Below are 20901 nucleotides of genomic sequence, written 5' to 3' on the forward strand. Positions count from 1 at the left end.
CCATATGCACTCGCCGGGAGTGAGGGACCATATGCACTCGCCGGGAGTGAGGAACGGGCGGTCGTGAAATATCGTATCGACTTCGTCCGGGCGAGGTCGGGTCACTCGTCAGAAGAGGCACGTGTTGCTCGTTCCCCAACCGATAGGCGGTTTCGAACTCTGTACCTGACGATGTCATCAGACGCCACGTCAGGGTCCGAGACCGTCGCCGACCGGGTCGATCGAGTTATCGCGGACAACGAGGTCGTCTTGTTCATGAAAGGCACGCCACAGCGCCCGCAGTGTGGCTTCTCCCAGCGGGCGGTCGGATTGATACGTGAGCATCGCGAGGACTTCACAACAGTGGACGTCCTCGAATCGTTGCCCGCCTATCGGGACGCGCTTGAGGACCACAGCGGCTGGGAGACGATTCCCCAGACGTACATTGAAGGGGAGTTCGTCGGCGGGAGCGACATTTTGCAAGAACACGAGGAGAACGGCGACCTCGCCGAGATTCTGCCGCCTGAGAACGCGGGCGATGGGCGTCCGGGATAGTCCAGATCGGTTCGTGGTCAGGGCTGGGTACCCGAGACGGCGACATCGGGCCGTTCCCCAGAGTGGGCGCGGACCCAGAGTTCGCCGATCCGGGAGAGGCGGGTCCGGTAGGACTTCCCGTGCTCCTCTTGCTCGATGTAGCCTTTTCCGCCCGGGCCGAGGCGATCGACATTGTACAGCACTTTCGAGCGGAAGCTGTCGGTGTACTCCTCGCCCAGGTCCTCGGCCAGCGCTTGGGCGAGTTCCGAGACGGACTCGAACTCGCCGTGTTCGCCCAGCGTGAAGAGGATGAGTTCCTCGAAGGGTTTGACGTTCGAAAAGGAGGCGACGGGGATCTCGACCATGTAACTCCCGTCAATCTCCTTGGCGCCGATGGTCGTCCCGCGTTCGTCGAACTCCTCGACGAGATCGCGGGCACTCGCGAGACGCTCGTCGATCCGCTCCCCGTCTGCGTCCGCCGAGAGTCCCTCCAGCAGATCGATCTGTTTCCGCAACTCTTCGGCGAGTTCGGTTTCGAGGTACTTCTCGGGGGCGGTGTAGTAGGTGTGGATGCGCTGGCGGTCGCCCTCGCGCTCGACGGCGATCGAGTGGGCCGCGGTGGCGAACGCGAAGCTGACCGTGCGGGGCATCGCGGAGATATTGAGCCAGACCTCGGCGTCGGGGTCGCGATCGAGTTCGGCGCTGATCAGCGAGAAGCCCTGCTCGAAGGCGGCGTCGTAGTCGTAGACGTCTTCGACGAGGATCCGTTCGGTGTTCGAGCCCAGCAGGTTCTGGAAGTCTTTCTCCAGTTGGCTCGTCAGCAGGCGGGAGTACTCGGCGTTTGCCTCGTTGCCGATGGCTCCCTCCAGTAAGATGGCGCGGTCGACGGTGCGTTGCTCCCGGACCAGCGGCGCGATCAGCCGGTCGTAGTCGAATCCGACCGGGACGATGTGTGTTTGCATGGTGGTGAGTTCTCAGGTGGTTGGTTTAAACGTGTTCAGTCCGCACGCAGTCCCTCGTAGAGCGTCGCGTCGGCGTCGGTGCCGGCCGTGGTCACCAGCGAGACGCCGACCGTCAAGACGAGCCCGATCCCCATCCCGACGAGGCCGGCCTGCCAGCCCCAGTAAGTCCCAGGGACCCACGAGGTGAACGTCGCCAGTAGATAGAACGCCTGACTGACGCCGATCCCAGCGAGCATCCCTGCCCGCGTCGTCCCGTGCCAGTACAGCGCGACGAGCACCGGCAGGGTCAACTGGGCGTAGCCCTTGAAAGCCGTCGCGCCGATCTCGATCAGCGTCAGGTTCGTCCCCAGACTCATCAGGAGGGCGATCAGCGCGAAGGCGACGACCGCAAGCCTGGCGACGATGTCCTCCCGACGGTCGCTCGCGTCGGGATCGACGAACGGTCGATAGAGGTCCCGCGTCAGGTACGACGACCCCGACAGCAACATCGAATCACTGGAGGACATCATCGCAGCCATCGCGCCCGCGACGACCAGGGCGGCGAACCACGTCGGCGTGTAGGCGTTCAACAGCGGCGGGAGGATGTTTCCCCTGGCGTTGGGCGTGACCCCGAGTCCCGTCGCCCACGCGCCGAGGATGAACGCGGGGACGAAAAGCAGGATGACCAACAGTGGCCACAGAGCCAGCGACCGCTTGAGGACGCGCTGGCTCCGGGCGACGAAAAAGCGCTGGTTGATCTGGGGAAACATCGCGACACCGAATCCGATCGCGATCGCCATCGAGAGCATGTACTGTGGCGAGTACAGTCCCCCGCCGAGCGAGAGGAACTCGGGATTCGCCTTCCCCATCGCCGCCGTCAACTCGCCGGGGCCGCCCACCGAGACGACGATCCAGATGAGCGCCAGCCATACGAGGGCGAGCATGAACACGCCCTGGAGTGTGTCCGTCCAGGCGACGCCGCGCATCCCTGCGAGGACGACGTACCCGATCATGAACACGGTGATCAGTGTCGCCCCCGCCCAGTAGGGGATCGCTCCCTCCGTCAGCGATTCGAGGGCACGACCGGCCCCGACCTGCTGGAGCATGACGTACTCGAGCAACCAGAAGAGGCTAATCGCCGCGACCAGCCCGCGCAATGTCCGGGACCCGAAGCGATCACCCAGCATCTCCCCGAGCGTGACATAGCCGTGTTTCTGACCGATCAACCACTGCTTGTAGCCCATCACGTACCACAGAATCCCGAATATGACGCCGTCCATCAGCCCCATGACGAGGATCCACTCCGGGCCGGCCCCAAAGGCCAGGTTGGGGCCGCCGAAGAACGTAAAGGCCGACAGCAGCGTCGCGAAGGTCGTAAAGAGGAGCACGACAGTTCCGATCGTCCGATTCGCCAGGTAGTAATCCTCCGCCGAGCGCTCGGTCAGGCGGTAGGCGATCAGTCCGACCGCCAGGGCCAACAGGAGGTATCCGACGACGATACTCAACTGCAGGGCGACGTCAGCCATCGCCGACACCTCCCTCGACACCGATACCCCAGGCGGTCCTGGTGAAAGTGTAGAAGACGATCGCCGTCAGTCCCATCCAGCCGACGTGCCACCACAGCCACAGCGGCAAGCCGGCGACGACGGCGTCACTGCTCCACAGGAACCAGGGGATCGCCAGGGCACTCAGGACGAACCCGACGGATATCCAGAACAACTCCTCGCGCGTCGGCGCCATACGTACGTGGTTTTGTTTACGTCCGGGTATAATAGTTGCCACTCGCCACCAATCTGCCGGATCGAAAAGAAAAACTGTTCAAAACGGCCGACGGCCGGGCGTCCCCCGCGGGATCCGTCCCGTTCGCTGGGGACCGACTGTGTCCCGTGGCGTCGACCGGGTCGCGCGGAACTTGCTTCCGGAATCGGCCGTATCGGCGGATGCTTCGCTTCTCGGGATCGGCCGTATCGGCGGATGCTTCGCTTCTCGGGATCGGCCGTATCGGTGGATGCTTCGCTTCTCGGGATCGGCCGTATCGGCGGGTGTTTCACCACCGGTCTGGATCCCGGTTTGTCTCTCACCCGACAGACATTTGCTGGCCCGTCACGTACGCGTGTCTGTCCATGCATTCGGCCATGGCATCATCATCACGTCCCACACCGGGACAGATCACCAATGCAAGATTCAGCGAAATATCTCATTCACGCGCGCTTCGAGGCAAACGGGGTGGTCGAGCGGAGTGACGTCGTCGGCGCCATCTTCGGCCAGACCGAGGGCCTTCTCGGCGACGACCTCGACCTCCGGACGCTCCAGGAGTCTTCGAAAGTCGGGCGCATCGACGTCGAAGTACAGACCGAGGCGGGTCGCTCGCGTGGCGAGGTGACGATCGCCAGCGGGCTCGACCGCGTCGAGACAGCGATACTGGCGGCCTCTCTCGAGGCGATCGATCGGGTCGGACCCTGCCGGGCCGAGGTCACCGTCACCGAACTCGAGGACGTCCGGACCGCAAAGCGTCGGGAGATCGTCGACCGCGCCGAGCAACTGCTGGCGGCCTTCGACGAGGAGGCCGTCTCCAGCGACGAACTCGTCGAGGAGGTCCGTCGACGGGTCCGGGTCGATCGCATCACCGAGTACGAAGAATTGCCGGCCGGCCCGCGCGTCGCGGACAGCGACGCGATCATCGTCGTCGAAGGGCGAGCAGACGTATTGACGCTGCTGGAGTTCGGGATCAAGAACGCCGTCGCGGTCGAAGGCACCGACGTTCCCGACGTGATCGCCGATCTCACGCGCGAGCGGACCGTCACCGCTTTCCTGGACGGCGACCGCGGTGGCGACCTCATCCTGAAGGAACTCGCTCAGGTCGGCAGCGTCGACTACGTCGCCTTCGCTCCGGAGGGGCGCTCGGTCGAAGACCTCTCCAGATCGGAGGTGACCGGCGCACTCCGCGAGAAAGTGCCCTACGAGGCCGTCGCCGACGACAGGTCGATCGCGGCTGGCGACGGGCCGACCGAAGACGGCCCGGTCGCGACCGACGTCGGACCGACCGAGAACGCGGGTGACGCAGCGTCCGACCCGGACGACGAACGGACGACGGGTCCCGACGATCCTGACGCGACGCAACCCGATGAGGAGGCCGCTTCGGCAGACGGACAGTCGGCCGATCGGGTGGAAACGGCCACGGACGGCGACGGCGGGGTCGTCGCCGCGACGGGGGAGGGCTCGGCCGTGGCGGGGACTCCATCGTCGGACACTGGAAGTGAGTCCGCCGACGAAACGGATGACACGACATCGACGAACTCAGCGGCGTCGGCAGACGAAGCGGATGAAACGGCATCGACATCGACGAATTCAGCGGCGTCGGCAGACGAAACGGACGGGGCCGAATCGGCGGCCGAGGCGACCGATCGCGCCGCCGAGACGCTCGACGATCACGTGCAGGCGGTGATCGGCGACGGAACCGGGGCCGTCCGGTTGCTCGACGACTCTCTGGCGACGCTCGCGGAGGCACCCGCGGGGGAAGCCTTCGAGGCCGTCCGGGGCGCCGACCCGGTCCCGGCGACGGTCGTTCTCGACGGCGAGGTCACCCAGCAACTGCTGGACGTCGCCGCCCAGCGCGGAGTCTCCCGCATCGTCGCCACGTCGGCCGGCGAATTTGTCAAACAGCCGACGAGCGTCCGCGTCTCGGTTGCCAGCGAGGCTTGAAGCCGGGAACCCGACGGACGGCTATGCGGTCTAGAGCGGGAACCCGACGGAAGTGTCGCCTAGAGCGGGCGCCCGAGTAACAGTCCGGTCCCGGCTCCCGCCTCGTAGTGATCGGGCAGTTCTTCGAGCAACTCGAAGCCACGCTCCCGATAAAAGGCCCTGGCGCCCCCGTCGGCGGCCCGCACCGTGAGGCGAATCTCAGTCGCTCCGTCCGCCGTCGCCCGTTCACAGGCCCCCTCTATAAGTTCCGTCCCGACCCCCTGTCGTTGCCAGGCTGATGCGACGGCCAGTTCCGGGACGTACGCGACATCGCCAGCCGTCAGCACGAGGACGTATCCGACCGGGTCGTCCGATCGCGCGGGCCGATCGACTTGCGCGACCAGCGCTAGCCCGGCCCCGTCGACGATATCCGCGTCAGTCGCATTCCTCGTTCCAGTCGACGGACTGGCCGCCGCTGTCCCGTCGACGGCGGCGGCCAGGAGGTCGGGTGTGGGCTCGGCGAGGACGTCACGCTGGATCACACGCAGCCGTGGATGGTCCTCGGCGGTGGCCGGCTCGATCGTGATCTCACTCGACGTCACACCACCAGCCCCGAGAGAGCGAGGGTCCCGCCGACGAGTCCCGCGGCCAGTGTCGCCAGGAAGTTCACGCCCTGGTTGCCCAGCCAGCGCCCCTCCAGCGTCGCCCCGAGCAGGCTGTCGACCGTCATACCGAGAAAGCCACTGAGGGCGATCGCCGCCGCGCCGACCGTCCCGACCGTCCCGAAAGCGAGCAAGGCGATAGCCGCGATGATCGTCGCTCCCGCGATCCCGGCGAGTTCGCCTTGCCAGGTGATCGCGCCGTCGGTTCCCGGCTCGACCCGCTCGAAGGAGGTAATAAGTCGCGGCGCGTCGTAGAGGCCGCCGAACTCACTGGAGAGGGTGTCACTCATCGCCGCCGCGACCGATCCGGCGAAGACGTACAGGAACACCTCGGGGGTGAGACCCGTCAGTTGCGGGCTGGCCGCAGCCGCGAGGACGGCCACCAGCGCGACCAGCGAGTTGGCGAGGACGTTCCCGCTGCCACGCGCTCCCTCGTTCTCCTGGGCGATGCCGCGCTGAACCTTCTCGTCGTATCTGAACTTGCTGGCGAGCCCACCCCCGCCGAAGAAGGTGATCAGCATGGCGAACCAACCGTAGTCCCCGACGACGATCGTCAGCAGGCTGAGAAATACACCCGTCAGCATGCCCGGTAGCGAGGCCGTCTCCAGGATGTAAGAGACGTACCCCAACGCGACCGTGATCGCCAGCGCGACGGCGATGCCGGTCGTCGTTACCGAGATCGCGAGATCCGAGAACAGCCACAACAGGAGGCCGACTGAGACGAGCACCAGCGGGTCGTCCCGCTCGAACAGTACCGATCGGAGGAGGGCGCCCAGCAGGGCGGCGCTGACGGCGAGAAAGACCGTCTCGGGGAGCGAAACGCCGCCGTCCGCGATCGCGGCACTGACCAGCATCCCCCCGACGCCCGCGAACGAGCCAGCGGCGACGAACCCCGCTGTCGCGCCGAACGGATCGGCTCCCATACCGCGCCCGACGTGGGTGGCGAGGTTCCCGGCGCCGAGGACGAAGGCGGCGGCCACGGGCACGGCGACGGGCATGTCGAACTGGAAGGCGAGCAGGCCGAGGCCGGCGATCGCGAGCGCAAAGCCGGCGAGGCCGTAGAGGCGACCGTCCCGTCGATCCCCGGGCCTGGCGAACAGCTCGAAGAGGACGCCCGAGTCGAGGACTCGGAGTGCGGCCGCCGCCAGCAACAGGAAGGGCGCTGTCCCCGCCATCGTAGCGAGAGCCGGATCGGCCAGGTGATCGGCGATCGGCACAATGACCGATCCGGCCGCGACGACCGCGAACGCCCCCGCACGTCGGACTGCAGTGGTCACTGTCGGCGGTTTCGCCGAGAGGCACTTACCAGTTCCGACCTGTAACGACGCCAAAGCGCTCTTCTCGGGCGATTGTATCACCCCGAGTAAACGACTTCGACCGCCAGTACGGGGGGTCGCTCACATCACTCACCGGCCGTTTGACCGAGATTGACACCAGAGACGGCACCGAATGGCCGGCACAGGACCTCTTCCGTGAGTGGCTCGCTACCCACGGCTTCACCGTCTATTCCTGGGCGTCCGATGGTGACCAGCTGGGAGACATCCCAGAATTCCAGGCTGTGGGAGCTTTGCCGGTCGACGGCCGGCCGAATGTCGCGGGCGTTCTCAAGATGGGTGACCCGGGGGCGGGACGGACGCTGGTCCTCAATGGGCACGTCAACGTCGTGCCGGCGAACGACGAGCACTGGACGGGCGCCCTTCGAGGTCAGACGGAGTGATGGACGGCTCTACGGCCGCGGTGTGGTCGACATGAAGAGCCAGCTGGCGATACTTGCCCACGCGGCCCTAGCCGTTCGAGACAGTCCGACGGACGTCGACGGTCGGATCGTTGTCGAGAGTGTCGCCGGTGAGGAGGCTGGCGGGGACGGCGCGGCGACGGCCGCAGCACGGAACCCTTACCCGTTCGAGCGTGACGCCGCCATCGTGGCCGAACCGACCGCCGGTCGGATCGTGACGGCCACCGAGGGTGCGCTGATGGTTCGCGCCTCGTTCAAGGGGCGATCGGCCCACGCCGCCCGGAAGTGGGAGGGAGAGTCGGTCTTTCCGGCCTTCCGGCGATTTCGAAAGGCCGTGGCCGCCCTGGAAGCCGATCGAGCCAGGCGCGTCGACCATCCCTCTACGAAGACTTCGAGATGCCCTGGCCGATCGTGATCGGGCGGGTCAGGGCCGGCAACTGGGCGTCGAATGTCGCCGGATCGCTCGATGCGGCATTCCGGGCCGGCGTGGCACCGGGCGAATCGCTGGCCGCAGTCGAGTCGTAACTCAGCGAGGCAGTCGCGTCGAGTAGCGACGATGCCGGCCGTGGCGCGCACCTGGCGTCGATCGAGCGCGTGGGCATCCAGTTCGAGTCCGCCGAAATCGACGCCGAGGAGCCGATCGTTTGGGCACTACAGACGGCTATGACTGAGCATGGCCGCGGCGATACCGCTCCGACCGGAGAGACCAACGGCTCTGACGCTCGCCATTACATCCGGGCCGGTATCCCGACAGTGGTCTTCGGCCCCGGGCGGATCGAGCAGGCGCACTTCCCCGAGGAGTCGATCGAGTGGCCATCCGTTCTCGAGGCCGGTGCGACCGTCCCGAGATGCCGCGATCGCGTTTTTGAACCGGGGCGGGCTATCGTGATCAGCAAAATCTATACATTCGATTGCGTATCGTCTGATAACTGTTAGCAGAGCCCTGCGAGATACCGGGCGCGTATCTTGTACGAATTAGCTCCTGTCTTTCGGGTAGCTGGATCGTTCAACACCGATAGGTGGGTGTGGGAAATCTACGGGGCAGAAACTGGTCTCTTGAGCTAGAGTGGACAACTAGCGAATATAGAATCAGTGATTATTTTGTCTGTTTGTGAATATTTATTGATATATCTACAACAATCTCGAAACCGTGCAACGGGTTATCGAAACGCGACAATGTGACAGCCGTCGTTAGTATAGTATTGGACCTAACGACCTAACCAGACCGTCGGCCATAAATCCTCACTCAAAAATATTTTCTGTATTGTCTATACCGACAGAATTTTATATATGTCCAATGACGGGGTAAGTCATGAAGGGGGGCCTGAAACACTGGTGATAGAGAGTAGACGAAATGTACTGAAGGCCGTTTCCGGGGGGATACTCGGGAAAAGCGTGTTGCAACACGCGTCGGATCTTGCTTCGGCGACGTCATATTCGCCCGATCAGTCTCAGGGAGCGCTTCTGGGAACCACGGGACCAGCAGAGGTTTACAGACGCGATGGTGATTCTTCCTGGATGCAGGTCGGAGGGACCCTTGTCTCGGATACCGACGCATCGGTTACGGATATCACTAGCTACGACGGAACGTTGTACGCTGGCGTCACGACGAACAAAGACATGAATTTCGGATCTGGCCAAGTGTGGAGATACAATGATCAGGGATCCATCCCTGACCATTGGGAGAAGGCTGCGGACGGACTGCAAAATGAAGTCACGACGTTGGCGGTATACGACGGCGATCTCTATGCAGGAACCGCCTGCGGTTCGGCGCAACTGTTCAAACGGGAGTCGAGTGGGTCGTGGACGAAAGTCCTTGAGGAGTCACAATGGCATGGGTTCGCGGCCTCGCAGCCGTTCGACGGGGATCTGTACCTTGGCGATAGTCAGTACGACAAATTCGGTCGGTTCGATGGCTCGCAGTTCGTTCAAGAAGCCAACCAAGGCGGGAGTTGTGTGTTCGACCTGGTCGCTTACAACGGTGAGCTATTCGGAGGCGCGCTCTTCGGGTATATGTACGAACGAAACGGCGGTTCGTGGGACCGGGTGTCGGCAGACACCGACTCCGGTCTGTTCGCATACGGCGTGTATGACGGCACAATGTATGCTGGCGACGAGAACGGCACGCTCTACGAGTGGACCGGAAACGACCTCTCGGAGATACACAAGTTCGACGACAGCGTCGTCGCTATGGAGGGGTCAAAATACGGCCTCCTCATCGGGACGGGGGTGAACGCAGCCGAGTACACCGGCACGGGGGAAGACGACGGGATCGCGACCGTGAGTCGATACGCCGAGGGTTCCGTCGAGACGATCTCTATGACGGATCAGTTCGGCGACGCGGCACAGGTCATTGCGGGCCTTGGCGAATGCCCCCAGCCGACGCTCCGAACGCATCAGTGGCCGTACTCTGCATTGACCCCGACCGAATCACCGAGGCTGACGGCGACGATCGATCCGGGGTGTATTCAACCCTCGGATCTGACAATCGAGGCCGAAGGTCAGGTGCGGCTTACCGATCCGGAACAACCGAGTTCACCCATTTACACCGGCGATTCAGTCGAGACGGAGGGAAGGGTCACCGAGAACGAGATGGTCGAAGTTGCGGTGACGTTCCAGGACGCAGCTACGATAGCTAACGCATCTGTCATCGGTCATGAACTCACATACGATTTGACCCTCTCGGCAGGCGGGACGACGCTTCTCGATACGCAGACCGGTGGATCGACACAAGCCAGGTCATACGTGTTCAAGCAAACCGACAGGGTCGCGTGCATCACTGCGAAAGCCAACGACCGTGCGTCCGGAAATCTCAAGACCACATCCTCAAGCCCTGGTCTTTTCGACTTTATGCGGTCAAAGGCGGAGTATCTCAATCACTTCTGGGCCAGCGGACTCGGTAACATGGGTGCGAAAGGGTTCCAGTTTGACTTCGTTACTGACATCCAGAATTCGCCACCGGCGGTTGAGGAAGGGTGGCTGAAGCTTAGTGATACCTGGAAGTCATATCGTCGCTCGAAAAAGACCAGGTTCATGGACGAAGCACTCACAAAGGCATATCACACTCTCGATATTGATTGGGATGTCTACGATACGACGGCAATTATAAACGAAAAGAAACAATATAATGGAAATAATGAGAGAGTCTCCAGACCGTTTTGGATGGGGAGAATCCCACCGAATATCGAACTTGATCTCGATCTGTTCGATTTAGAGCTTGAGTTCGACACGGACGACTTGGACCTGCCGGTAAAACCCAGGGAACTCCCCGACGGTACAACTATCGATTCAATCTACGTGGCCCGAACTGGCGATGCCTGGCGGCATGAGTTCGGTCACGGGATGGGACCTGGCAACCAGATCGGATTCCCAGAAATGTATGAGCCAAACGGTCAAAAATACGCAAATCTGGGTGTCATCGGCAGTTGGGGAGTCATGTCCCGTGGAGACGCCACATCAGGGTTCATTCGGAGTGCCGTCGGAGAGTCAGTAATTGATCCCACCACTACCTGGCTGAACATCAACCCTCACGTTCACATCATCGACGACACTTCGATCACGACCGACGAACCACTGACCGAGAAGGAACTCGGTGATAACCTCAACTGGATGTTCTCCGCCTGGGCGAACGTCTCTGTCGATGTCGACGTCGACTGGCCTGATATCGACATCCCAGTATGGGGAGGCGGCGGATTTGACGTAGATCCCGGTGTTGACGTTGATGTGACTGCTGAACACCCACACCTCGGTGCCTATTTGATCGAGGAGCGGAGCGGCCAAAGAACGAATGTCGAGCGTCCCGAGACAAACGATTACCTTTTCACGTCACCTGACCGAAACAACCCCGGGATTGCACTCTATCGACTCGACACGTTGAGATTGAAGAGCATGGAGAAACTAAAGAACGCCATTGCTGACCGAGATCTCCCCAATCCGATCTCGCCTGAATCTCTTGAAGTCAACTATCTACCGCCTCAAGGTGGTGAGGAAGAAGTTGAGAACTCTAGAAGACCCACGCGGATCACCCTATCGGACGATACGAAATCGAAATACACCGACCCGGCAAGTGCGACGACGTTCCACCTGGATCGAAAATTATCGCAGACCGACCAGGATCCGAAGGTGACGGCAGACCGTAACGTTGCTGAAATAATTGATAATGTCAACGATGTGTCGGATCGGGTAATCCATTTTGTTGTCGACGACGTCGCTGGCTACATCGAAGACGCTATCGAATACACCGAGGAGCCGATACCGGGACTGGAAATCATCGCAGAAACGCCCGACGGGCGGCGGGTTGGTGTCGATCCGGAAACCGGAGACCTTGTCAATGAGATTGACGGTGCACTGATCAGCGGTCCGATAAACGATCCTTGGATTAGCGTTCCGGGTAGCGAGGACATCTCTATTTCGGTGACGGCCAAGCGGGTCCGAGACTATCTCCAAGAACACGGCAGCGACCCACCCGAATACGTGCCGTATAATCAGACGGTCATCATTGACGATAACTCCGAAGTCGTTGATCGTGATGGGATCGCCTACATCGAGGGGCGGACCACGCTTCGAGCACCTGGTACCGCCGGTACAGATTTGGACCGGCCAGCCGTCACGAACGTCCCAGTCAGTATTCACCCGCCGAAGATCAATGCAAAATCCAACGGGAAATGGGTCACGGTGTGGATCGGACTCCCCGAGGGAGGCTCTGCCGACAGTCTCCTCCTCAACAGCATGACGCTCGCGTCCGTCCAGGCAGTCAGTGACCAGACGCACGGTTTCGTGAAAAATCCCGCAACGAAACACAAGGATGGGCGTCAGTTCGTGAAGGTCAAATTCCCTCGACAGGGCCTTATCGACGCACTCGGCACCGGCACTCACTCAGCGAGTCTGTCCGGACAGATCGGGCCAACGACTATTTTCGGCAATGTCGATATCGAAGTCAAACAATCAGGCAACGGGAAGAACAAAGGCAACGGGAAGAACAAAGGTAACAAATAACGAACCAGGTCCATGAAAGACCGAACGAGAATTACTGATCTATGACACGGTCAAGGCCGTCGCTGGAGACGGATCTCTCGGAGCGTTGGGCCTCGTGGCAACCGGTACTCGTCGCTGTCGGCCTGGCAGTCGTGATGTGCATGACGGTACTCACTGGCAGTGTCGCCGGGATGCCTAGCGGTGATGCGGATGATCGAACTGCCATTCAGAATACGTCGACCGGGACGAATCTGACCTACCCACCGCCCAACCTGAACACGACGATCGTTATCTTCCCAAAGTCATCGTTTGTCAGGCTTGAGGCGAACTATCCCGTTCGGTCCATGGCCGAGCAACGCCGATACCGCAACAAGACCGCCAATATCTCGTGGTTCAAAACTGACGACGCTCTTGAGCGCGCCTTCCGGGAACGTGGCGAGCACCTCGCCAAAGGGAAGGAATTCAGTACGTGGTCGAACTCGAGGCAAGATCCAGAACTCGGCGAGGGTTATATCGGAATGACGTTTTCGTGGAATGAAGGGGCGCAGGCGAACCCACACACGACAGACAGTGAAGCTTCATCCGGTTGGGATTCCGCGTTCTCTGGGAACCAATCGGAACTCGTTCTTGGACCGACTGTCTCGGACCATCTCCCCAACGGCACGGTCGTCAGGATCGAGGTCCCAGCAGACACCTGGGTTGCCGAAAACACGACTGTGCAGTGGTGGAAGTCTGGCCCACATCAAAGAACTCATGTATACGCCTGGACGGTCAACCAAACTGAAACGGAACCCCGGGTCGTGTTCAACCGGAGTGTCCTCGGGCCAGAGAGCACGTCCGAGAGCGGCCCATTCGGGCCCGCCGGTGGGATCATTCTCTCGCTGCTCGCCGTCTTTCTTGCCGTCGGCCTCCAGAGCCGGTTCTAACGGTACTGATACTGTTAGACGCGAGAAGTACTTTCGAAATCCAGCGGGCAATAGATCACGCAGGCGGGTTGGACTCCCCAAGCAAAACTCTGTCGGGAATCTATGGCAGCGTCGACATTAAACTCAAATAACCGGGCAAAGGAACGGAAGAAGAACGGCAACAAATAACGAACCAGGCCCATGAAAGACCGAACGAGGATCACTCACCCATGACACGGTCAAGACCGACGCCAGAGACGATTCACTCCGAGCGTCTGGCGTCGAGTCGGTCGATGCTTGTCGCCTTCGGCCTGGCAGTCGTGTTGTGCATGACGGTGCTCGCTGGCGGTGTCGCCGGGATGCCCAGCGGCAGGTCGGTCGGATACAGCGCTGCCTCACTCTCGATTTCTCGTTGTCGTTCACGCAACGCCCGCGAGCGAGACCCTGGCGGGGCGTCGACCGACGGTTCACTCTTGAAGTGAGGGTCGTCTATGGCTGGAATGCCCACTCCCAATAGTTGGACGTGGAGAGTCAAAGGGGTTACCCGCTCCACTTGCCAGGACCCGCGGCCGTCCCGTGGCCTTCTTGTCGGCTCGACCGGAAGTGTGGCCGTGGGTCTCTACGATCGCTATCTCGCCGCCCGCATCCGCTATAGCGACGCCGCGACTCCCGACCGGGTCGCGATCGTTCTCACGGAGCGCGATCTGCTCGAAGCGGGCGCTTACGACACGCTCGAGGCCGTCTTCGAGTGGGCCTTCGAGTACGGCGCAGAGCAACTGACGGTGTACGTCAGCGTCCTTGATGAGGCTGCCGTCCCGACGCTCCGCCGGGAACTTGCGTCGGTCAGCGCCCCAAGAGAGGTCGCCATCAGGGGACCCGGGGACGACCAGACGGTCGAAGCCCCCATCGCCGTCTCGATCGGCCTCGGCGGCAAACACGAGTTCGCCGCCGCCATCGAGGCGCTGGCACGCGAGGTCGACGCCGGCGAGCTCGAACCGGGCGAGATCGACGAGACGGAGATCGAACGACGGCTCGTCTTCCCCGCCGACCCCGACCTCGTGATCAAGACGGGCGCCGAGCGGCTCTCTGACTTCATGATCTGGCAGTCGGTGTACTCGGAACTGTACTTCACGGACGTCAACTGGCGGGATGTCCGTGTGCGGGAATACCTGCGCGCGATCCGGGACTACCAGCGGCGCCAGCGCCGCTTCGGCCAGTGATCGTGACCGGGAAATCCGATCGCAGGCAAAGGGCCTTTGCTCCGGGGGTGGAAACGTGGGGGCATGGCCGAGTCCTACGAGGCGGTGGTCTACGATCTCGACGGGACGCTCGTCGAACTCGACGTCGACTGGGCGCTCGTTACCCGCGAGGTCGCCGATCGCCTCCAGAGTCGCGGCGTCGCGACTGACGGGGCCACGCTGTGGAGCCTGCTGAAGCGTGCGGACGCCGCCGGCGTGGGCGAGGTGGCCGAGGAACTCGTCGCGACCCACGAACGGGTCGGCGCCCACACCTCCGATCGCCTCCCGCTGGCCGGGGAACTCCCTCTTTCGGTCCCGGTGGGCGTCTGTTCGCTGAACTCCGAGTCGGCCGTGAGGAAGGCCCTCGATCGACACGGCCTGGCTGACGCCGTCGACGCGGTCGTCGGTCGGGACTCGCTGGCTCCCCAAAAGCCCCATCCGGGACCGCTTCTCGCGGTCGTCCGTCGACTCGAAGTCGATCCCGCCGAGACGCTGTTCGTCGGCGACTCGGCGACCGACGAGACCACCGCCGAGCGCGCCGGAACGGCGTTTCAGTACGTGGACGAACGGCTCTCGGCGTAGGTCGCGGCGTCCAGTCACTGTCCAGTCTCACGTCCGCCTCCCGATCACCGGTAGCGGCGAGCGTACAGGTAGACGCCGGCGGCCGTCAGAAACCAGACGACGGCCCCGATCCGGACGGCGAAGACGGCCCTGTCACTCCAGGTCGGCAGCGTCGCGCCGAGCGACGCCAGCGCGACGAGGGGCGCGCCGACGACGATCGTCAGGGCGAAGGTAACCTGCAGGACCCACCCGTGATCGACACCCTCGGGGTCGGTACTCCCGATGCGGTCTGGCACACTCCTTCGTGGGGTCGGCCGGCCCTTTCGTCTGTCGGTCACGGGTCTTCGAGTAGCGTCACGCTCCTGGCCTCGTAGGTCTCCTTGAACGCGCCGGGAGACCCGCCGAGACTGACGGTTCCCGCGTCCGTTTCGAGTGTGAGTCCGTTCTCCAGGGGAAACTCGCCCGTCGTCGGCTCGATTAGAGTCTGTCGGGTGTCCACGACGCGTCCCGTGACGGTCTCGGGTTCGTCATCCGCCCGTCCGGAACCGACCGCGGCCTGGACCCTGATTGGCTGGTCGTCACGCAAATACAGCGTCGCGTCCAGCACTGCCTTCCAGAAGCGGGGACCGTACGTGTGTGGGAGCGAGCAGGGGCGACGGAGCGCCCGTTCAGTCGATGTCCGCCATAGCGTCCCGAGGAAGAAGGCCAGGACCTTGCTCGCGACGGTGAAGTTGTCGAACGCGATGGGATCGATGTCTGCGTGTTCCGCCCCGGGGATCGACGTCGGCGAGACCACTCCCCGTCGCTTGTCGACCGTCACGACCGTCGGGAGCGGGTACGCCACCGTGTTGACGACGGCTCCCCCCGCCGCGTAGTCGGCCGTGCTGCCGCCGTCCCCGACCGCCAGCAACACGAGGACGCCACGATCGAGCGCCCGTTCGAGGGGCGCGATCAGTTCCGGGAGGGAGGCGGCGGACGTGGCGATCGAGATTTCCTCGTCCGCGCGCGCCAGTAGGTCGACAGTGCGGTCGACTACCGCTTCCCCGGATTCGAGAACGTCGACCGTCTCGAACGCCGTCCTCTGCCCGTACTGCCTGTTCACCGTCGAGAGGGCCGCCGCCAGCGCGACGGCGCGTTCGTCGGGAACGTCGACGGCGAACCGCGTTCGCACTGTCGTCTCGGTTGTCTGCTCGCCTATGGCCACCAGCCCCTTCGCTTCGAGTCGATCACACACCCGTCGGACGCGGCTCTCCGGGGCGTCGACCGCGGACGCGAGGGCGTCGACCGCCGTCCGTTCGTGCCTGACGACGGCGAGATAGACCCGCGCCTCCGTCCGGGAGAGGCCGAGATACTCGAGCCCATCTACCAGTTCGGAGCTGTCGATCATCCCCATGACATACTGTCGCCCGCCCGTTAACCATTGTGACTCGATATCATACGACTGGCGGCGGACTGCCGCGGATTGTGTGGTTCCAAAGGACGGCGGGAACCCGAAGGCGTAAGACTGAGCCGCGAGTCTCCTCCGGACATGCCAACCGTCAGGGACGTCCGGGAGCAGGCCGGCGAGGAGCCGATCACGATGCTGACGGCCTACGACGCCACGACCGCAGCACTGGCCGAGACGGCGGGCGTGGACGTGCTCCTGGTCGGGGACAGCGTGGGAAACACGGTTCTGGGTCACGAAACCACGCTACCCGTCACCGTCGAAGAGATGGAGAGTCACACCGCCGCGGTCGTCCGCGGAACCGAGGAGGCGCTGGTCGTCGCTGATATGCCTTTCCTCAGCGTCGGCGTCGACCGCAGCGAGTCGATCGAACACTGCGGACGCATGCTCAAGGAGGCCGGCGCGAACGCCGTCAAGATCGAATCCGGTCCCCACACGGTCGAACTGACCGAGCGTCTCTCCGACCTCGGCATTCCCGTCATGGCTCACCTCGGATTGACGCCACAGCACGTCAACCGCCTGGGATACACCCGCCAGGGCACGACCCAGGAGGCGGCCGAGGAGATCCACGAACTCGCCAGCGCACACGAGGACGCCGGCGCCTTCTCGCTCGTTTTAGAACACGTCCCCGCGAACCTCGCCCGCGCCGTCACCGAGGAGTTATCGATCCCGACGATCGGGATCGGGGCCGGCCCGGATTGTGACGGTCAGGTCCTCGTGGTCGACGACGCCGTCGGACTCAGTGAGTCCCCGCCGCCGTTCGCCGAGGCTTTCGGTGATGTCCGCGGGGCCTACCGCGACGCCCTCGCGGGCTACGTCGACGCCGTCGAGGACGGCTCGTTCCCGGCCGAGGAACACTCTCACGTCGAAGGAGATCTCGATCTCGATCCCGTGTGACCGTCTCCCGGTGCGATGGAGATCGGTGTGAACCGCTTTTCTACCTGTCCTCGATTATGGCACCCCGTGAGGGGGACATTCAGCGGTAGATTTAAATAGTACTAGAACTAACTCTGGGTAAGCATGGAACTCGAACAGCAGACGGTCGGCGACGCGGCGATCCGGCGCCTGGAATACGAGGACGCGACGACCTTCGCGGCCGACCTCGGTGTCAATGGGACTGTCGACGTGGTCGGTGACACGGCGATCGTCGTCACCGACGAGGCCCAGTACGATCTTTCGATCCCCGAGGGTGACACCGTGACAGCGTTTATCAATAACGGCGTTCTTACCATAGAGGTGAAAGGATGAAACTTACCGTCAAGCCACTCAAGCAGGCCCAGGCCGGTCGCAGTCTGGCTGCGGTCGATCGCGCGGCGATGGAGGAACTGGGTGTCGAGAACGGCGATTACGTGGTTCTGGAGGGACGCGAGGGACGGGCCGTCGCCCGCGTCTGGCCGGGCTATCCCGAAGACACGGGTGAGGGGATCGTCCGGATCGACGGTCAACTCCGCCAGGAAGCGTCGGTCGGCATCGACGATCGCGTCGAGGTCGAGCCCGCAGACGTCAAGCCCGCCCGGTCGGTGACGGTCGCGCTGCCCCAGAACCTCCGGGTGCAGGGTGACGTGGGTCCGATGCTCAAGAAGAATCTCAGCGGGCAGGCCATCACGCAGGGCCAGACAGTTCCGGTGAACTTCGGCCTCGGGCCGCTGTCCTCGATGCGGGGCCAGCGCATCCCGCTGAAAGTCGCCGAGACCGACCCGTCCGGGACGGTCGTCGTCACGGACCAGACCGAGATCGACGTCAGCCAGATGCCGGCCGAGCAGATCGTCGGCGAGTCCGAGGGCGAGGGCCGCGAGACCCCGGACGTGACCTACGAGGACATCGGCGGCCTCGAGGAGGAGTTAGAGCAGGTCCGGGAGATGATCGAGTTGCCGATGCGCCACCCCGAGCTGTTCAAACAACTCGGCATCGAGCCGCCGAAAGGCGTCCTCCTGCACGGCCCGCCGGGCACCGGCAAGACGTTGATGGCCAAGGCCGTCGCCAACGAGATCGACGCGTTCTTCACGACGATCTCGGGCCCGGAGATCATGTCCAAATACTACGGCGAGAGCGAAGAGCAGTTGCGGGACATGTTCGACGAGGCCGAGGAGAACGCTCCCGCGATCGTCTTCATCGACGAGATCGACTCCATCGCCCCCAAGCGTGACGACACCAGCGGCGACGTCGAGCGCCGCGTTGTCGCCCAACTCCTCTCGTTGATGGACGGCCTCGAAGAGCGCGGTGACGTGATCGTCATCGGTGCGACCAACCGCCTGGACGCCCTAGACCCTGCCCTGCGTCGGGGAGGTCGCTTCGACCGCGAGATCGAGATCGGCGTCCCGGACAAGCGAGGTCGCAAGGAGATCCTGCAGGTCCACACCCGCGGGATGCCCCTGAACGAGGCGATCGACATCGACGAGTACGCCGAGCGCACCCACGGGTTCGTCGGCGCGGATATCGAACAGCTCGCGAAGGAATCGGCGATGAGCGCCCTCCGGCGCATCCGCCCGGACATCGATCTGGAGAAAGACGAGATCCCGGCCGAGATCCTCGAGTCGCTGGAGATCACCGAGGAGGACTTTGCAGCCGCGTTGCGGGGCATCGAACCCTCTGCGCTCCGGGAGGTCTTCGTCGAGGTTCCGGACGTTTCCTGGGAGGACGTGGGCGGTCTGGAAGAAACCAACGAACGTCTCAGGGAGACCATCCAGTGGCCCCTGGAGTACCCCCAGGTCTTCGAGCAGATGGACATGGAGTCCGCGAAAGGCGTCCTCCTCTATGGCCCGCCGGGGACCGGCAAGACGCTGCTGGCGAAGGCCGTCGCCAACGAGGCCCAGAGCAACTTCATCTCTGTGAAGGGGCCCGAACTGCTGAACAAGTACGTCGGGGAGTCCGAGAAGGGCGTCCGCGAGGTGTTCAGCAAGGCCCGCGAGAACGCCCCGACGGTGGTGTTCTTCGACGAGATCGACTCCATCGCCGGCGAGCGAGGCCGGAACATGGGCGATTCGGGCGTCGGCGAGCGCGTCGTCTCCCAGTTGCTGACCGAACTCGACGGACTGGAGGACCTAGAGGACGTCGTCGTGATCGCCACCACGAACCGGCCGGACCTCATCGACGCCGCGTTACTGCGGCCCGGTCGACTCGACAGGCACATCCACGTACCCGTTCCCGACGAGGACGCCCGTCGGAAGATCCTCGAAGTTCACACCCGCGACAAGCCACTGGCCGAGTCCGTGGATCTGGACAATCTCGCGGCCCGCACGGACGGCTACGTCGGCGCCGACTTAGAGGCCGTCGCTCGCGAGGCCGCGATGGCCGCCACGCGGGAGTTCATCAACAGTGTCGATCCCGAGGAGGTCGACGACAGCGTGGGCAACGTTCTCATCGACGAGAGCCACTTCGAAACCGCCTTCGAGGAAGTCGGCCCGAGCGTCGACGAGGAGACCCGCGAACAGTACGAGGAGATCGAACAGCGTTTCGACAAACGCGAGGGTGAACTCGAAGAGGCCGAAACCAGTCGGACCTTCCAGTAGGCTCTCACTCGCGAACGATTGCTATCCCGTCCTTTTGTTCCGCTTCGACGGTACGGAGCCCGAGTTCGTCTAGATAGTCGCTCGTCCGTTCCGGAACGACGAGGCCGGCCTGCCGGCGAGCCCGGAGGATCGGCAGTGTCGAGTGTAGATCCATCGGCGTCGCGAGCGTCGGCATGGGCGCACGGACGTCAGCCGACAGCCCGGCCTCGGTGGCCGCCTCGACGACCGTCTCGACCATCGGCTGGCGGTCGACGCCAGTGAAGTCGACCGTGTCGGTGAACCCTGCGTAGTAGATCCCACCGGCTGTTGCCGGGCCGACCACCACGTCGTGTCGCCGGAGGGTCATCGCCGCCTGATCGATCGTACTCCGGTCGACTAGTACCGCCGTCGGATCCAGGACGCCCACCGAAGTCTCACCTTCCTCGTCGAGTAAGTGTGTCACCGTGTTTCCCAGCCTGGCGGCCGACGTCGAGCCGACCTGAGGCTCGAAACGTGCCGCGTCGGGGTCCCCAAGCGCCGGCTCGACCGCGTCTCTGAGTTGCCCCTCGCTGTCCCCGGGATAGGTGACGAGCAGCCCGGCTCCACTGGACTCGACGGTCTCGGCGACATCTCCGAGTGCGCGACGATAGAGTGCCGCGGCCTCGGCCTCGGTCAGCGGTGTTTCCGCCGCCAGTTCGACCAGTGCGTCTCCCTCGACCGGCACCTCGGCACGGAGCACGACGGTAGCCATGTCATCAC

General features: G+C 63.3%; 22 protein-coding genes. 12 read left to right on the forward strand and 10 right to left on the reverse strand.

Going from position 1 to position 20901, the window contains the following annotated elements; all coding sequences use genetic code 11:
- Nucleotides 1-171: 171 nt before the first annotated feature.
- The gene (locus E3374_RS10375) at nucleotides 172-534 is read left to right on the forward strand and encodes a glutaredoxin family protein (protein ID WP_136689018.1); all 363 of its coding nucleotides are present in this window, start codon (nucleotides 172-174) and stop codon (nucleotides 532-534) included.
- A gap of 17 nt (nucleotides 535-551) precedes the next feature.
- On the opposite strand, the gene E3374_RS10380 is transcribed toward E3374_RS10375, so the two are convergent.
- The 3 genes from E3374_RS10380 to E3374_RS10390 are packed head-to-tail and all read right to left on the reverse strand — an operon-like array spanning nucleotide 552 to nucleotide 3194.
- Nucleotides 552-1475: an HFX_2341 family transcriptional regulator gene (locus tag E3374_RS10380; RefSeq protein WP_136689019.1), complete on the reverse strand. Its 924-nt coding sequence runs from the start codon at nucleotides 1473-1475 to the stop codon at nucleotides 552-554.
- 35 nt (nucleotides 1476-1510) lie between these two features.
- Nucleotides 1511-2980 carry a sodium:solute symporter family protein gene (locus E3374_RS10385; RefSeq protein WP_136689020.1) on the reverse strand — a complete coding sequence of 490 codons (1470 nt, stop codon included), beginning with the start codon at nucleotides 2978-2980 and terminating at the stop codon, nucleotides 1511-1513.
- Complete coding sequence (locus E3374_RS10390) at nucleotides 2973-3194, reverse strand: DUF3311 domain-containing protein (protein WP_136689021.1); 222 nt, start codon at nucleotides 3192-3194, stop codon at nucleotides 2973-2975. Before E3374_RS10390 ends, E3374_RS10385 begins: the two co-directional genes overlap by 8 nt.
- Nucleotides 3195-3629: 435 nt before the next feature.
- Between E3374_RS10390 and dnaG the strand changes: the two genes are divergently transcribed.
- Entirely contained in the window at nucleotides 3630-5156 is a 1527-nt protein-coding gene (dnaG, locus tag E3374_RS10395; protein WP_136689022.1) for a DNA primase DnaG, read from the forward strand.
- A gap of 59 nt (nucleotides 5157-5215) precedes the next feature.
- On the opposite strand, the gene E3374_RS10400 is transcribed toward dnaG, so the two are convergent.
- Both E3374_RS10400 and E3374_RS10405 read right to left on the reverse strand, forming a co-directional pair.
- Nucleotides 5216-5737 carry a GNAT family N-acetyltransferase gene (locus tag E3374_RS10400; RefSeq protein WP_136689023.1) on the reverse strand — a complete coding sequence of 174 codons (522 nt, stop codon included), beginning with the start codon at nucleotides 5735-5737 and terminating at the stop codon, nucleotides 5216-5218.
- Nucleotides 5734-7074, reverse strand: a complete 1341-nt coding sequence (locus tag E3374_RS10405) for a DUF92 domain-containing protein (protein ID WP_136689024.1) — start codon at nucleotides 7072-7074, stop codon at nucleotides 5734-5736. Before E3374_RS10405 ends, E3374_RS10400 begins: the two co-directional genes overlap by 4 nt.
- A gap of 140 nt (nucleotides 7075-7214) precedes the next feature.
- On the opposite strand from E3374_RS10405, the gene E3374_RS17650 reads away from it, so the two are divergent.
- Nucleotides 7215-7514 carry a zinc-binding metallopeptidase family protein gene (locus E3374_RS17650; protein ID WP_248299444.1) on the forward strand — a complete coding sequence of 100 codons (300 nt, stop codon included), beginning with the start codon at nucleotides 7215-7217 and terminating at the stop codon, nucleotides 7512-7514.
- A gap of 31 nt (nucleotides 7515-7545) precedes the next feature.
- A complete protein-coding gene (locus E3374_RS17655) occupies nucleotides 7546-7947 on the forward strand; it encodes a zinc-binding metallopeptidase family protein (protein WP_248299445.1) in 402 nt (133 codons plus the stop codon).
- Here E3374_RS17655 and E3374_RS17660 read toward each other — a convergent pair.
- Nucleotides 7913-8134, reverse strand: coding sequence for a beta/alpha barrel domain-containing protein (locus tag E3374_RS17660; protein ID WP_248299446.1), 222 nt, complete (start codon nucleotides 8132-8134; stop codon nucleotides 7913-7915). The two genes, E3374_RS17655 and E3374_RS17660, sit on opposite strands and share 35 nt — an antisense overlap.
- Between E3374_RS17660 and E3374_RS17665 the strand changes: the two genes are divergently transcribed.
- The 3 genes from E3374_RS17665 (at nucleotide 8127) to E3374_RS10420 (ending at nucleotide 13432) form a co-directional block, all read left to right on the forward strand.
- Nucleotides 8127-8468 carry a M20/M25/M40 family metallo-hydrolase gene (locus tag E3374_RS17665; RefSeq protein ID WP_248299447.1) on the forward strand — a complete coding sequence of 114 codons (342 nt, stop codon included), beginning with the start codon at nucleotides 8127-8129 and terminating at the stop codon, nucleotides 8466-8468. The two genes, E3374_RS17660 and E3374_RS17665, sit on opposite strands and share 8 nt — an antisense overlap.
- Before the next feature lie 354 nt (nucleotides 8469-8822).
- Complete coding sequence (locus E3374_RS10415) at nucleotides 8823-12527, forward strand: hypothetical protein (protein ID WP_136689025.1); 3705 nt, start codon at nucleotides 8823-8825, stop codon at nucleotides 12525-12527.
- 41 nt (nucleotides 12528-12568) lie between these two features.
- Nucleotides 12569-13432: a hypothetical protein gene (locus tag E3374_RS10420; protein ID WP_136689026.1), complete on the forward strand. Its 864-nt coding sequence runs from the start codon at nucleotides 12569-12571 to the stop codon at nucleotides 13430-13432.
- A gap of 241 nt (nucleotides 13433-13673) precedes the next feature.
- Here E3374_RS10420 and E3374_RS17175 read toward each other — a convergent pair whose 3' ends face one another.
- The gene (locus E3374_RS17175) at nucleotides 13674-13919 is read right to left on the reverse strand and encodes a hypothetical protein (RefSeq protein WP_169051826.1); all 246 of its coding nucleotides are present in this window, start codon (nucleotides 13917-13919) and stop codon (nucleotides 13674-13676) included.
- Between the two features lie 103 nt (nucleotides 13920-14022).
- Between E3374_RS17175 and E3374_RS10430 the strand changes: the two genes are divergently transcribed.
- Complete coding sequence (locus E3374_RS10430; RefSeq protein ID WP_136689028.1) at nucleotides 14023-14631, forward strand: undecaprenyl diphosphate synthase family protein; 609 nt, start codon at nucleotides 14023-14025, stop codon at nucleotides 14629-14631.
- Nucleotides 14632-14694: 63 nt separating this feature from the next.
- A complete protein-coding gene (locus E3374_RS10435) occupies nucleotides 14695-15231 on the forward strand; it encodes an HAD family hydrolase (protein WP_136689029.1) in 537 nt (178 codons plus the stop codon).
- Nucleotides 15232-15275: 44 nt separating this feature from the next.
- On the opposite strand, the gene E3374_RS10440 is transcribed toward E3374_RS10435, so the two are convergent.
- Both E3374_RS10440 and E3374_RS10445 read right to left on the reverse strand, forming a co-directional pair.
- On the reverse strand, nucleotides 15276-15506 hold the full coding sequence (locus E3374_RS10440; RefSeq protein WP_136689030.1) for a DUF5822 domain-containing protein: 231 nt from the start codon (nucleotides 15504-15506) through the stop codon (nucleotides 15276-15278).
- Nucleotides 15507-15544: 38 nt separating this feature from the next.
- On the reverse strand, nucleotides 15545-16597 hold the full coding sequence (locus E3374_RS10445; protein WP_169051827.1) for a TrmB family transcriptional regulator sugar-binding domain-containing protein: 1053 nt from the start codon (nucleotides 16595-16597) through the stop codon (nucleotides 15545-15547).
- 141 nt (nucleotides 16598-16738) lie between these two features.
- On the opposite strand from E3374_RS10445, the gene panB reads away from it, so the two are divergent.
- The 3 genes from panB to E3374_RS10460 all read left to right on the forward strand — a co-directional run bounded on the left by panB (nucleotide 16739) and on the right by E3374_RS10460 (nucleotide 20163).
- Nucleotides 16739-17551: a 3-methyl-2-oxobutanoate hydroxymethyltransferase gene (gene panB / locus E3374_RS10450; protein WP_136689032.1), complete on the forward strand. Its 813-nt coding sequence runs from the start codon at nucleotides 16739-16741 to the stop codon at nucleotides 17549-17551.
- Between the two features lie 123 nt (nucleotides 17552-17674).
- Nucleotides 17675-17902, forward strand: coding sequence for a DUF7127 family protein (locus E3374_RS10455; RefSeq protein ID WP_136689033.1), 228 nt, complete (start codon nucleotides 17675-17677; stop codon nucleotides 17900-17902).
- Nucleotides 17899-20163 carry a CDC48 family AAA ATPase gene (locus tag E3374_RS10460; protein WP_136689034.1) on the forward strand — a complete coding sequence of 755 codons (2265 nt, stop codon included), beginning with the start codon at nucleotides 17899-17901 and terminating at the stop codon, nucleotides 20161-20163. The genes E3374_RS10455 and E3374_RS10460 overlap by 4 nt, the downstream gene beginning before the upstream one ends.
- Before the next feature lie 4 nt (nucleotides 20164-20167).
- On the opposite strand, the gene E3374_RS10465 is transcribed toward E3374_RS10460, so the two are convergent.
- Nucleotides 20168-20893: a DUF2064 domain-containing protein gene (locus E3374_RS10465; RefSeq protein WP_136689035.1), complete on the reverse strand. Its 726-nt coding sequence runs from the start codon at nucleotides 20891-20893 to the stop codon at nucleotides 20168-20170.
- Between the last annotated feature and the right edge of the window lie 8 nt (nucleotides 20894-20901).

The sequence above is a fragment of the Halorhabdus amylolytica genome (genome assembly GCF_004944975.1).
Taxonomy (GTDB): Archaea; Halobacteriota; Halobacteria; order Halobacteriales; family Haloarculaceae; genus Halorhabdus; species Halorhabdus amylolytica.

What these genes read in the sequence shown, in the direction of transcription:
- E3374_RS10435 (WP_136689029.1), top strand. Translation starts at nt 14,695, where the DNA reads ATGGCCGAGTCCTACGAGGCGGTGGTCTACGATCTCGACGGGACGCTC.
- E3374_RS10385 (WP_136689020.1), bottom strand. Translation starts at nt 2,980, where the DNA reads ATGGCTGACGTCGCCCTGCAGTTGAGTATCGTCGTCGGATACCTCCTG.
- E3374_RS10460 (WP_136689034.1), top strand. Translation starts at nt 17,899, where the DNA reads ATGAAACTTACCGTCAAGCCACTCAAGCAGGCCCAGGCCGGTCGCAGT.
- E3374_RS10465 (WP_136689035.1), bottom strand. Translation starts at nt 20,893, where the DNA reads ATGGCTACCGTCGTGCTCCGTGCCGAGGTGCCGGTCGAGGGAGACGCA.
- E3374_RS10420 (WP_136689026.1), top strand. Translation starts at nt 12,569, where the DNA reads ATGACACGGTCAAGGCCGTCGCTGGAGACGGATCTCTCGGAGCGTTGG.
- E3374_RS10375 (WP_136689018.1), top strand. Translation starts at nt 172, where the DNA reads ATGTCATCAGACGCCACGTCAGGGTCCGAGACCGTCGCCGACCGGGTC.
- E3374_RS10445 (WP_169051827.1), bottom strand. Translation starts at nt 16,597, where the DNA reads ATGATCGACAGCTCCGAACTGGTAGATGGGCTCGAGTATCTCGGCCTC.
- panB (WP_136689032.1), top strand. Translation starts at nt 16,739, where the DNA reads ATGCCAACCGTCAGGGACGTCCGGGAGCAGGCCGGCGAGGAGCCGATC.
- E3374_RS10380 (WP_136689019.1), bottom strand. Translation starts at nt 1,475, where the DNA reads ATGCAAACACACATCGTCCCGGTCGGATTCGACTACGACCGGCTGATC.
- E3374_RS10390 (WP_136689021.1), bottom strand. Translation starts at nt 3,194, where the DNA reads ATGGCGCCGACGCGCGAGGAGTTGTTCTGGATATCCGTCGGGTTCGTC.
- E3374_RS17655 (WP_248299445.1), top strand. Translation starts at nt 7,546, where the DNA reads ATGAAGAGCCAGCTGGCGATACTTGCCCACGCGGCCCTAGCCGTTCGA.
- E3374_RS10455 (WP_136689033.1), top strand. Translation starts at nt 17,675, where the DNA reads ATGGAACTCGAACAGCAGACGGTCGGCGACGCGGCGATCCGGCGCCTG.
- dnaG (WP_136689022.1), top strand. Translation starts at nt 3,630, where the DNA reads ATGCAAGATTCAGCGAAATATCTCATTCACGCGCGCTTCGAGGCAAAC.
- E3374_RS10415 (WP_136689025.1), top strand. Translation starts at nt 8,823, where the DNA reads ATGTCCAATGACGGGGTAAGTCATGAAGGGGGGCCTGAAACACTGGTG.
- E3374_RS17660 (WP_248299446.1), bottom strand. Translation starts at nt 8,134, where the DNA reads ATGCCCACGCGCTCGATCGACGCCAGGTGCGCGCCACGGCCGGCATCG.